The organism is Finegoldia sp. BIOML-A1, from assembly GCF_009678325.1.
GTDB classification, from domain to species: Bacteria; Bacillota; Clostridia; order Tissierellales; family Peptoniphilaceae; genus Finegoldia; species Finegoldia magna.
Genome location: NZ_WKZF01000004.1, coordinates 62,643 through 74,097, shown reverse-complemented (window position 1 = coordinate 74,097; position 11,455 = coordinate 62,643). Strand labels below are relative to the sequence as shown.

Annotated in this window: 12 protein-coding genes; 1 reads left to right on the top strand and 11 read right to left on the bottom strand. The window is 30.6% G+C overall.

The window, feature by feature from the left end:
* Window positions 1-38 precede the first annotated feature (38 nt).
* Window positions 39-1,115 (bottom strand): BMP family ABC transporter substrate-binding protein, encoded by a 1,077-nt coding sequence (locus GKG00_RS05245; protein ID WP_154254589.1) that lies wholly within the window; start codon window positions 1,113-1,115, stop codon window positions 39-41.
* 239 nt (window positions 1,116-1,354) lie between these two features.
* On the opposite strand from GKG00_RS05245, the gene GKG00_RS05240 reads away from it, so the two are divergent.
* Window positions 1,355-2,380 carry an FAD-dependent oxidoreductase gene (locus GKG00_RS05240; RefSeq protein WP_154254587.1) on the top strand — a complete coding sequence of 342 codons (1,026 nt, stop codon included), beginning with the start codon at window positions 1,355-1,357 and terminating at the stop codon, window positions 2,378-2,380.
* 22 nt (window positions 2,381-2,402) lie between these two features.
* On the opposite strand, the gene GKG00_RS05235 is transcribed toward GKG00_RS05240, so the two are convergent.
* The 10 genes from GKG00_RS05235 to GKG00_RS05190 form a co-directional block, all read right to left on the bottom strand.
* On the bottom strand, window positions 2,403-3,752 hold the full coding sequence (locus GKG00_RS05235; protein WP_154254586.1) for a nucleobase:cation symporter-2 family protein: 1,350 nt from the start codon (window positions 3,750-3,752) through the stop codon (window positions 2,403-2,405).
* A gap of 121 nt (window positions 3,753-3,873) precedes the next feature.
* Window positions 3,874-4,806, bottom strand: coding sequence for a carbamate kinase (arcC, locus tag GKG00_RS05230; protein ID WP_154254585.1), 933 nt, complete (start codon window positions 4,804-4,806; stop codon window positions 3,874-3,876).
* Between the two features lie 128 nt (window positions 4,807-4,934).
* Entirely contained in the window at window positions 4,935-5,273 is a 339-nt protein-coding gene (locus GKG00_RS05225) for a LysR family transcriptional regulator (protein WP_094208787.1), read from the bottom strand.
* Window positions 5,257-6,141: a hypothetical protein gene (locus GKG00_RS05220; protein WP_154254584.1), complete on the bottom strand. Its 885-nt coding sequence runs from the start codon at window positions 6,139-6,141 to the stop codon at window positions 5,257-5,259. Before GKG00_RS05220 ends, GKG00_RS05225 begins: the two co-directional genes overlap by 17 nt.
* Window positions 6,142-6,194: 53 nt before the next feature.
* Window positions 6,195-7,889 carry a phosphoenolpyruvate--protein phosphotransferase gene (gene ptsP / locus GKG00_RS05215; RefSeq protein WP_154254582.1) on the bottom strand — a complete coding sequence of 565 codons (1,695 nt, stop codon included), beginning with the start codon at window positions 7,887-7,889 and terminating at the stop codon, window positions 6,195-6,197.
* A gap of 59 nt (window positions 7,890-7,948) precedes the next feature.
* Window positions 7,949-8,209: an HPr family phosphocarrier protein gene (locus GKG00_RS05210; RefSeq protein WP_002836732.1), complete on the bottom strand. Its 261-nt coding sequence runs from the start codon at window positions 8,207-8,209 to the stop codon at window positions 7,949-7,951.
* 67 nt (window positions 8,210-8,276) lie between these two features.
* On the bottom strand, window positions 8,277-9,284 hold the full coding sequence (locus GKG00_RS05205) for a LacI family DNA-binding transcriptional regulator (RefSeq protein WP_094207296.1): 1,008 nt from the start codon (window positions 9,282-9,284) through the stop codon (window positions 8,277-8,279).
* Complete coding sequence (locus tag GKG00_RS05200; protein ID WP_154254580.1) at window positions 9,285-10,190, bottom strand: diacylglycerol kinase family protein; 906 nt, start codon at window positions 10,188-10,190, stop codon at window positions 9,285-9,287.
* 158 nt (window positions 10,191-10,348) lie between these two features.
* Window positions 10,349-10,789, bottom strand: a complete 441-nt coding sequence (locus GKG00_RS05195; protein WP_094205903.1) for a hypothetical protein — start codon at window positions 10,787-10,789, stop codon at window positions 10,349-10,351.
* Window positions 10,790-10,796: 7 nt separating this feature from the next.
* Window positions 10,797-11,420: a YtxH domain-containing protein gene (locus tag GKG00_RS05190; RefSeq protein WP_154254579.1), complete on the bottom strand. Its 624-nt coding sequence runs from the start codon at window positions 11,418-11,420 to the stop codon at window positions 10,797-10,799.
* Between the last annotated feature and the right edge of the window lie 35 nt (window positions 11,421-11,455).

The window sequence follows — 11,455 nt, the reverse complement described above, 5'->3', positions numbered from 1 at the left end:
TTATAAAAACAGGGATTTTTCAATCCCTGTTCTCAACCTTATTTATCAAATCCGAATTCTGTAAATTCTTTTTCGTTTTGTGGAACTTTGATTTTTCCTTCTTTGATGTCATTCTTTAAGCTTTCTACTTTGTCTTTAACATCTTGTGCTACTAAATCATTTTTAGCATAAGCAATATCTACAGCATCTCCATCTTTTAATGAGTAAGTTACTGTACTTCCACCTTCAAACTTACCGTCTTTAATATCTTTTGAGATTTTTTGTACAGCAACATTTACACCTTTAACTGTAGAAACTAACATGTTTTTAGGAGCATCTTCAGATTGATCTCTATCAACACCGATTACATATTTGTTATTATCAATAGCTGATTGAATAACACCATAACCTGTACCACCTGCAGCGTGGAATATAACATCTACACCTTTTTGGTACATTAAGTTAGCAATTGATTTACCTTTATCTGGTGCAGCATAACTATCAGCATATTGCGATTGGAATTCAATTGGTTGTTTCTTTTGTCTTTCAGCTTCCTTTACTCCAGCTTTGAATCCGTATTCAAATCTGTCAATTACATCACTCTTCATACCACCAACAAAACCAACTTTGTTTGTTTTAGTTGTCATACCAGCAATGTATCCAACTAAGAATGAGTTTTCGTTATCTGCAAATAAAACCCCAATCATGTTTGGTCTTTTTTCTACGTTTGCATTGTCGATTATTGCGTATTTTTGGTCAGTGTTTTCTTTTGCTGCAGCATCTGTTGCTTTAAATAATGCATATCCAATTGTAAATATTACATCACTTTCATCATCCAATGCCGTTTCCATATTTGGTGCATAATCATTTTCTTTGTGTGATTCGATATATCTGTAATCCAACCATCCTTCTTTTTTCGCATTTTCAAATCCTTCATATGCAGATTGGTTGAAAGATTTATCGTTAATTCCACCTTGGTCAGTAACCATAGTTACTTTTACTTGTTCTTTCTTTTCATTAGTATCTGATGATTTTCCATTATCAGATGAATCTTTGCCTGCACCACCACATGCAGTTGCAAAAACCATGCTTAAACAAAGAAATAAAGCAATTATTTTTTTGTAAACTTTTGACATAATGTCCTCCTTAAATTTTTGTGATAACATTTGCTTACAATTAAAAAACTTAATAAAAATTTATCGATTTTCATTTGATAACGTAAACGTTGTTATCGTGTAAATATAGATACCTTCTATACAATATAATCTTAGCAATTATTAACAATATTGTCAAACGAAAAATGAATTTAACATTGCTTTACTTTTTTGATATGATATATATAATTATAAATAAAAAATGTACTGAAGGAGACAAAATGAAGAATTTAGTTTTGTGTGGCTGTGGTCACGGACATATTTTTGTAATCAAAAATATAAAAGAAAAATATCCAGATATTAAAATAACTGTTATAACAGACAACGAATACCAGTATTATTCTGGTATGTATACCGGTTTTTTGGAAGGAGTATACTCTCATGATGAGATATGCTTTGATGTAAGAAAAGTTTGTGAAAAATACGGAGCAGATTTGATTTTCGATAAAATCATAAAAATCGACGATGAAAATAAAAAAGTCATAGCAAAAAATCACACAGTAGACTACGATTACTTGAGCATTAATTTAGGAGCGACTCAAAAAACTATTGGAACTGGAGAAAATATAATAAATTCTAAGCCTATAAACACAATTATCGATTTAAAAGAAAAAATCAAAGACACTGATAAAAATCTCCTTATATTAGGAGCTGGTGCAAGTGGATTGGAATTAGCTTTCGTGCTGAAAACTATTTATCCCGACAAGAATATATCCATATTAACAAGAGGCAGTGTGAATATGGAAGGATTCAGCGAAAAAGCTAATAAAAAAGCTAGAAAGTTATTAAGTAAAAAAGGTATAAAAGTTTACGAAAACAAAAACGTATCTTCTATTAATGAAATTGATATTGATTTTGATAAATTGATTATGTGCATTGGTTCTAGCGGTGTGAATGTTGATTTTGGAAATTTAAATACAACCGATAAAAACTTCTTGATTTCCGATGAGTATATGAGAATTTCGGACAAAATATTTGCCGTTGGAGATTGTGTTAGTATCGACAAATACCCTAACCTACCAAAAGCTGGTGTGTATGCTATAAGACAATCGCCTATTTTAATGAAAAATATAGCACACACATTGAACGATGAAGAATTAGAATCTTATGTTCCAGACACTGATCCTATGCAAATTTTATATTGTGGAAATGAAAAAGCGCTATTATACTATAAAGGATTTACGTTGTATTCTCATCTTTCATTCGTACTAAAAAGATATATCGATAAAAAATATATGAAATATTAAAATCCCTCTCGCGAGGGATTTTTTAGTCTATTTCTTTTCTTTCTTTTTCTTCTTGTTCTAATGTTTTTTCTGGAATAATAATATTCAAGAAAAATACTATCAAAGTTGCAACAACTACAGGTGATGCTGTGAATACCATTCTGAACCATTGTGGGAAATATCTCACAGCGTTTGGTCCAACTTGTGTTATACCCATTCCAAGTGCAACTCCCAATCCAACAATAGTTGTATTTCTTACGCTCATTTCGCTTGAAGTTATAAGTTTCATACCACTCATGGCTATTTGTGCAAATACTGATATAGTTGCTCCACCGATTACAGCTTGTGGAACTGAAAGCATCAATGCTCCAAATTTTGGGATTAATCCACAGATAAATACCATACTAGCAGTAATCAACAAAACTTTTCTTGCAATCACTTTTGTCATTGATACAATTCCAACGTTTTGTGAATATGTGGCAGTTGGAAGCGCTCCTATGAATGCACCAATAACACTTACAAGACCATTTGCTTTTATGCCTCCAGATAATTCTACATCGGTAGGTTCACGATCCATTCCTCCAATAGTTGTACTAGTTAAATCTCCAACTGCTTGAACAGAGTTTACAATGTACATAATTGACATAGTCAATATAGCATCCAAATGGAATTGAAATTTGAATGGATAAATTTGTGGAAGCATAAACCAAGAAGCACTAACAACATTGTCAAATTTAACCATTCCTAAAAATAATGAAATTATATATCCTACAATAATTCCAACCAAAATTGCCGCTAATTTTATGTAACCTTTCATAAACATATTACAAAACAAAACAACACATAAAGTTATAATCGCTACAACCCAGTTTCTGATTTCTCCTTGCATAGGTCCATTTCCACCTGACATATAATTTACAGCCACCGAATACAAACTAAGCCCAATTGTTAATACAACTGTACCCGAAACAATAGGAGGAAAGAACTTCCTAATTTTTCCAATAAATACTCCCGTGAATATCGCCACAATACCACCAACCAACTGTGATGCATACACAGCACCTATTCCATATTGTTTTCCAATTGATAATAAAACTGGAATGTAAGCAAAGCTTACGCCCATGATGACTGGTAATTTTGCACCAAATTTTAAAACTGGATACAATTGTAATAATGTCGCTATTGCAGCAATAAACATTCCTGCTTGAATCAAATAAATTGCTTGTGCATCTGTAATTGCATGTTCACTTGATTTCAAAGCACTCGCCAAGACTATTGATGGCAGCGCATTACCCACAATCATAGCCAATAAGTGTTGCATAGCTATCGGAAATGATTTAAGCATGGAAGGTTTGCCATAATAATCAAATAATGAATTCGAATTCTTTTCCATATACACTCTCCTTTTAATTTCATTAAATTATATTCTATATTAAATTCAAAATAATTTAAAGAGCATTAAAAAAATACTTCCAAAAACAACAAATCAATTTCTTGTTTTGGAAGTACTATTATTATTTTACAAATCTAGTTCCTGTTAAACCATTGATTCCTTCTTTTGCTTTTTCCAAAGAAGTTATCAAAGCAGTTTTACGTTCACCTGATTGGATAAAACTCAAGCAAGCCTTAACCTTAGGTAGCATAGATCCTTCTGCGAATTGTTTTTCTTCTATTAACTTTTGTGCTCTTGATAAGTTTAACTCATCCAAGCCCTCTTCATTTTCTGTCCCGTAATTAATACATACTTTTTCTACTGCAGTTAAAATGATTAATAAATCTGCATCAGAAATTTCCGCTAATTTTTCTGAAGTGAAATCCTTATCTATAACAGCTCCTATACCTTCTAATTGTCCATCATTTTCTACGACAGGAATTCCTCCCCCACCTCCAGCAATAACGATGAAATCTTCTTTAATCAAAGTATTGATTTCTTCTTTTTCAATAATATCAATCGGTTTTGGAGATGGAACAACTCTTCTGTATCCTCTGTTTGCATCTTCTTTAAAAGTATATCCACTTTCTGCAGCAAGTTTTTCAGATTCTTCTTTTGAATAAAATAATCCCACAGGTTTTGTTGGATTAGCAAAAGCTTCATCATTCTTATCCACTTTAACTTGTGTAATTATAGTAGACACTGCGTTTTTCATGTTTCTTTTTGATAATTCGTTTTTGATAGCCTTTTGTAAATGATATCCTATGTATCCTTGGCTCATAGCAACACATTCTGCAAATGGCATGTTAGAAATTTGTGGATTAGAATTATGAGCAGTTTCCATAGCCAAATTAATCATACCAACTTGTGGACCATTTCCATGGCAAACGATAACTTCGTTACCATCTTCAACTAAATCAACTATAGATACAGCTGTTTTTCTAACAGCTTTGATTTGTTCTTCAGGTGAATTTCCGAGAGCGTTTCCACCTAATGCTAAAACTACTTTCTTCATTTTAACTCCTTTTATAAATTAAAAATAGTATCCAAATATAAAATCCCAATGTTAACCATTGAGATTTTAATTATTAAGACACTTCGATAAATATATATTACACTGATTTTATAAAAAATACAAGCTTTTTAGGAATTTTTTGTAATTTTTTCTGTTAAATTGTTGCTAGTTCTGGTAAAATTTGACATACCTTTTTCATATTCTCTGATTAATCTTTCACCAACTTCTGTTAATGTCGATCCTCCGCCATTGGCTCCTCCAATTTCGGTATCCACAAACTTTTCTCCATAAATTTTTTCGCTATTTTTTATAATATTAAAAGCTTTGCTGTAACTCATTTTGAGATTTTTTGAAGCCTTGTTAAGAGATTTTGTCTTGTCAATTTCTTTTAGCAGAAGATAATTTCCTTTACCGAAAAACTTCTTTCCATTGTCATCTTCAAACCAAAACTTACAATTTACCTTCATCACTAAGCTCCCTTATCCTTCCTTCAGTTTCCTTAATCCACACAGGAATTATACAATCAAAATCATTGTAAATGCTTAATATTCTATCGAATTCTCCTGTCAAGTCAACATCATTTTCTCCATTTAATTTTGGTTCCAGAATGTCCAAAATAGTGTATATGGCAAGAATTCTATAAAATAATCTGGGAATTTTCCCATTAAAATAAGATTTTAATAAAGAATAGTAGAAAATCCTATTTTTCTCATCAGCTTCGTTTATTTTTCTAAATTCAAAGAAAGAATCCGCCATATAACTTACATTTTTTGATACAAAATTCAAATTATTTTCGTCTACATAGATAGATTCTAAATTATCAAACAGATAAATATTACTCAACCTTCTCGATTCAATTAAATATCTATTATTTTCAATGTAGTCAAATACAATATAATCCTTATCTCCTCTGAAGTTTGTCATTGAGTAGTTGTATATAAGATTATTGATTTTGTAATTAAAAATCTTCGACCAAGTAGTATCATCGTTAATTTGGCTATTTTCGTGAAGTTTTCTGAGAATTTTGCCTATTTCACTTCCAAGTTGTATTTGCTTTTCAACAGAGATTTGATCTGTAAGATTTTGAATGAATTTTTTAATCACAAAAGTATAACCATTTTCAAATCCACTATCTTCAATCTTTGCAAATTTGTCATTTAACTCATACAACAAATAATTATTTTGTTGGTTGTATTTCAAAAAAGACTCCAAATCCCCTTCGTATATTTCAACGATATATTTACCAGAATCTGTATTTACAATGTACTTATCATCTTGTAAATCACAATCGTAAATATTTTTATCTTTAAAAAATTGTAAATCTTTGATTTCCATATAATCACCAATACAATTTTATCATTAATAATCAGAATTTTAAAACAAAATATTTATTCAGATATTTTTCTTTCAATATCTGTAGTTTTTTTCATTTGTAAAATTTCATCTGCATAAATTTTTGCTTCTTCAAATGAATTGTTAGCAATAACATCCTTTATTTTCGGAATTGAAGCTGCTGGCGCAGAAAATTCATCCAATCCCATACCCAAAAGAAGTTTCGTTGCTTTAGTATCACCGGCAAATCCTCCACACATTCCTGTCCATTTTCCGTGTATGTGGCTAACATCAATAACCTTTTTGATAGATCTAAGAACTGCTGGATTGTATGTGTTATAAAGACTTGAAATTTTATCATTTCCTCTATCACTTGCTAGGACATATTGCGTCAAGTCATTAGTTCCAATACTAAAGAAATCAACGTATTCTATTAAATCTTCGGCGACAATAACACTTGCTGGCGTTTCAATCATTATACCAACTTCTATATTTTCATCGAAATCAATATTTTTATCTCTCAATTCATCTTTATTATTTTCAATTATTTCAAGTGCTTTTTCTATTTCTTCTACTGAAATAACCATAGGAAGCATAATTCGTATTTTTCCAAATGCAGAAGCTCTCAATATTGCTTTGATTTGAGCATCAAAAACATCCTTCATATCAAAACAAAATCTCAAAGCTCTCCAACCTAAAAATGGATTATCTTCTTTAGGAAACTTGTAATAAGGAAGTTCTTTGTCTCCACCAATATCTAAAGTTCTGATAATTACGGATTTTCCGTCTAAAATATCCACTACTTTTTTGTAAGATTTAAATTGTTCGTCTTCTGTCGGGAAATTGTCATTATACATATACAAAAATTCTGTTCTAAATAAACCAACGCCTTCAGCACCAGATTCTAAGCCTTTTTCTAAATCTTCAATATTTCCGATATTTGTCATTACATCAATGTCTCTTCCATCTTTAGTAATTGCTTTGTTATACCTGTTTTTTTCAAGCCTTGACTTTTCATCATCCAATTCAGACTTTTTATTTTTGTATTCTAAAAGAGTTTCTTCATCAGGTTCAATTATACAGATTCCCTTATATGAATCTATAATAACCGTTTGAGAATCCTTAACATTTTCTGTTATATCTTTCATGCCAACAAGACAAGCAATACCTAAGGTTTGCGCAATAATTGAAGTGTGTGCAGTTTTTCCTCCCAAGTCCATTAAAAATCCAACAACATTATCTTTATCAATTATTGATGTTTCATAAGGAGTCAGCTCTTTTGAAACCAAAATAGTATCAGGTTCTAATGAATCTAGTTTCTGATTTTCAATTCCTTTAATTTTGTACAGTAATTGTTGACCGATATCTTTATAGTCGGACGCTCTTTCCCTCATATACTCATTGTCTAGCGACTGCATCATCATAACCATTTCATCAATCGTATCATTTAAAGCTTTGTCGCTTGCAAAATTTTCATTAATTTTTGAAATCACACTTTCTGATAGAAAAGGATCGTCCAACATACTCAAATGGGCTTCTATAACTTGTTTTTGTGTATCATTGTCAACTTTTGTTTCTGATAAGATTGTTTTGTAATCATTCAAAGCTTTATTAAATTTATCAACATGAAGTTTAATTTCATCATCAGAAATTTTTTCGCTACTTATCTTAACTTCTTGTTTTTTCATAAGTTTAATTTTGCCAATAGCTAAATTTTCACTTGCAATAATACCTTTTTTAATTAAACTCATAATACCTCCTGATAAACTAAAGCCGCCACAAAAGTGACGGCTATGAATTCTTGCTTTAATTAGTCTTCTAAGTTTTCTATAAATTCAACTAGTTTTTTTAAGTTTTCTTCTTCGTTTTCACCATCTAATCTAACAGTGACTTCAGTATCTTGAGAAATACCTAAAGCCATAACGTTGAAAATAGATTTTGCGTTAGCTGTTTTACCATCTTTAATAAGTTCAACTTTACCATCAAAATTTTTAACAAATTGTACCAAAGATGCAGCTGGACGAGCATGCAAACCAGTTTCGTTTTTTACTATAACATTTTGTTCTACCATAATAATAATCCTCCTATGACTACTTTATTTATATCCTATTAATTGATTTTTTAAACAGGAAAATATTTTAATTGATATCTTTTACAGATTCTCTCTTCATTATTTGAGAACCTAATATTGCCTTTTCGTTGATAATTTTATTTTCTTTCAAAACCTTTACTAAAGTTCTCATAGATACAGCACCTATGTCATAATAAGGTTCTTGAACTGTAGTAAGAGTAGGTCTGTAAATACTTGTCATTGGTATATCGCCAAATCCAGATACGGAAATATCTTCTGGAACTTTCTTGTTATTATCATAGCAATAATTTATAAATCCTATTGCTTGTGCATCTTCACTAAAACTTACGCAAGTTATGTCTTTCGAATCTTTCATTTCGAAAATCTTATCTCCTGCCTCGTAACCATCTTTAACTGAAACTCCTTCTGATGAAATTTCAATTTTTTCTAATTTCAAATCATCACAAGCTTGTCTGTATCCCTTAAGTTTTTCTTGACCTATTTCAGTATCTTGATTTTCTTTTACGAATAAAATTTTCTTGTGACCTAAATCATAAATATGATTAATCATATTTATCATAGCTTCTTTGTAGTCGATTTGTACTGTGTGCACGTCTTTTATATTCCAGAATTTATCCAATTGAATATAAGGAACAGTTTGATCTTTCAACTTGAATATAACCTCTGGTTCAATGTCTTCTGAAATCAAAATTATTCCTTCTACTTGCTTAGTAAACATGAAGTCTATAATCTTCTTTTCTTGTTCCAAATCGCCGTATGTAGAAGACAATAGTATATCGTATTTGTACATTCTTCCAATTTCTTCAGCACCTCTTACAATTTGTGCCATATATGGAATGCCGATATCTTTCACTACTACGCCTATTAAATTGGATCTTTTCATTACTAAAGATCTTGCCAATTCGTTTGGTTTGAAATCAAGTTTTTCAATTGCATCTAAAACTTTTCTACGCGCTTCTGGACTAACCGGCTTGGAATCATTCATAACTCTAGATACTGTAGAAATCGAAACTCCAGCAAGTTTTGCTACGTCTTTAATTGTTGGTGATGACATTTAATCGCTCCTTACTAAAATATTTATTGGTTTATTATTAATCTCAACTTTCACTGGTAAATTCCCACCATATTCTCCATCCACATCTCCTGGAACTGTCTGATTAGATTCAATGGTTAAAGTATCAGTTTGAAAATATAATACATCTTCAGAATAAATATGCTTTGAACTAAAAGCATCTATTAAAATCTGAGCAACTTCTTTAAGACGGGAATGCTTAATAATTAAAACATCTAGTTTTTGATCGTCAATTTTTGCTTGTGGGCAAATATTTTCAAAACCACCTACAGTATTTGAATTCGAAATAATCATAATAGGAGATTTTACTTCTAAATAATCATCATTTGTTTTAATCTTCAATTCCATAGGTTGATTTAATGTGTTAGGAAGTTCTTTCAAACCTTCAACAATATACGCCAGCCTACCAAAAATCGCTTTTTGAGCTTTATCGGTAACATAACTAACAGAAGCAATATTTCCAACTGCAAAAACATTGATAAAATACCTGTGCGAGTCTTCATTGCTGACTTTTCCAACATCACTTTTAATTATTTTCCCAGTTTTAATCATTCTATATAATTTGTAAGGTGTTGTGGGCAAGTTTAAGTAAGTTGCGAAATCGTTTACTGTACCTGTGGAGTAAATCGTAATAGGAATATCGCTTTCGCTATCGCAAATTCCATGAACAACCTCATTAACCGTTCCATCTCCGCCTGAAACAACTATCAAATCCCATTCATCAGAAGATGTGTTTAACGCTTCATTATATGCATCATTCTTGCCTTTTGTTTTAAAAAGCTGAACTACAAAATTATCGTCAATTAAATAATTAATAAGTTTTGTTAAATCTCTTGCGTGTGTTTGATTTCCTGATGAAGGATTTGAGATAATTTTTATTTTTTTCATTCTATCCCATCTTTCCTTAATAGCATACCAAAAAATTAACTGTTTTTCAATAGGATTTTAACAATTTCTACAATTGTTTTCATGAATTATAAAAGTTTTTAAAGATTTACGATAAGCCAATCAGAAATTTTCCGATTGGCTTATAAAATCTTATTTAATTATCTTTTAGCTAAACTTTTTACGAAATTAATAATATCTCTTGCAGAACCAACATAATCTGTAGAATTTAAGAATCCGTATTTAATATTAGTTGCAGTATCAGTTACAGATTCAGCAACATAATCCACAGTATTTGATACGTTGCTTGAAACTGACTCAACGTGTGATAAAGTGTTACTTACATTGTTTGTAATATTTCTTACATCTGGAGACACATCACCTATTAGTCGATCGGCCTTGTTAGTTATACCAGTTACATTGTCTAATATTTGTGGTACTTCACCAATTGATCTATCGATATCCTTTTTGTTATCTGCTAAAACAGCTTTTATGCTCTTTATTAAGTCAGTAAGTTTGAACAAAAATACGATTAAAGCAATTAAGAATCCAGATAAACAAATATATAATATTATTTTAAATATATATAAAGCATCTACCATTTCTTACCTACTTTTTGATTTCTTTTTTAACTTCTTTTGCTTCTTCTTTTGCAGTATCAGCAGTTTTCTTTGCTTGTTTTTTTCCTTCTTCAGCAGTTTTTTCTGCACCGTCTTTTGCTTCTTCTGCTACTTTTTTAGCTGAATCTCCAACTTTTTCTGCAGAATCTTTTACTTGGTCTTTAGTATCTTTAACGTCTTCTTTGATTACTTTTCCGTCTTTTTTTACTACATCTTTAAGATCTTCACCAAGAACTCCCAAATCAGTTTTAACTTCATCGAATTGATCAGAAACTCTATTTAGTTCAGTCATTCCTCTATCTTGGAAATCTTGATATTTGTCTTTAACACTGTCTGTTACATTGTCAGCAGTTAATTTTACAGTATCTACTGCATCGTTTAAGTTATTTACTGCTGTTTTCTTTGTTTCTTCTGCAAATTTTTTGATGTCTTTTCTAGTTTCTTCACCTGATTTAGGTGCTAATAATAATCCTGCTGCTAAACCTAATGAAGCACCAATAACTGTACCTAAAGTAATTTTAGCTTCGTCTTCATATTTACGTTTAGCAATTTCCCATTTGATTTGTCTTTCCTTTTCTCTTCTTTTATGTTCTAAATAATCCATTAAACTCATAATAACATCTCCTTAAATAAATTTTCTTATGATTA

What these genes read in the sequence shown, in the direction of transcription:
- GKG00_RS05245 (WP_154254589.1), bottom strand. Translation starts at nt 1,115, where the DNA reads ATGTCAAAAGTTTACAAAAAAATAATTGCTTTATTTCTTTGTTTAAGC.
- GKG00_RS05210 (WP_002836732.1), bottom strand. Translation starts at nt 8,209, where the DNA reads ATGGTAGAACAAAATGTTATAGTAAAAAACGAAACTGGTTTGCATGCT.
- GKG00_RS05240 (WP_154254587.1), top strand. Translation starts at nt 1,355, where the DNA reads ATGAAGAATTTAGTTTTGTGTGGCTGTGGTCACGGACATATTTTTGTA.
- GKG00_RS05205 (WP_094207296.1), bottom strand. Translation starts at nt 9,284, where the DNA reads ATGTCATCACCAACAATTAAAGACGTAGCAAAACTTGCTGGAGTTTCG.
- ptsP (WP_154254582.1), bottom strand. Translation starts at nt 7,889, where the DNA reads ATGAGTTTAATTAAAAAAGGTATTATTGCAAGTGAAAATTTAGCTATT.
- GKG00_RS05220 (WP_154254584.1), bottom strand. Translation starts at nt 6,141, where the DNA reads ATGGAAATCAAAGATTTACAATTTTTTAAAGATAAAAATATTTACGAT.
- GKG00_RS05225 (WP_094208787.1), bottom strand. Translation starts at nt 5,273, where the DNA reads ATGAAGGTAAATTGTAAGTTTTGGTTTGAAGATGACAATGGAAAGAAG.
- GKG00_RS05190 (WP_154254579.1), bottom strand. Translation starts at nt 11,420, where the DNA reads ATGAGTTTAATGGATTATTTAGAACATAAAAGAAGAGAAAAGGAAAGA.
- GKG00_RS05195 (WP_094205903.1), bottom strand. Translation starts at nt 10,789, where the DNA reads ATGGTAGATGCTTTATATATATTTAAAATAATATTATATATTTGTTTA.
- GKG00_RS05235 (WP_154254586.1), bottom strand. Translation starts at nt 3,752, where the DNA reads ATGGAAAAGAATTCGAATTCATTATTTGATTATTATGGCAAACCTTCC.
- arcC (WP_154254585.1), bottom strand. Translation starts at nt 4,806, where the DNA reads ATGAAGAAAGTAGTTTTAGCATTAGGTGGAAACGCTCTCGGAAATTCA.
- GKG00_RS05200 (WP_154254580.1), bottom strand. Translation starts at nt 10,190, where the DNA reads ATGAAAAAAATAAAAATTATCTCAAATCCTTCATCAGGAAATCAAACA.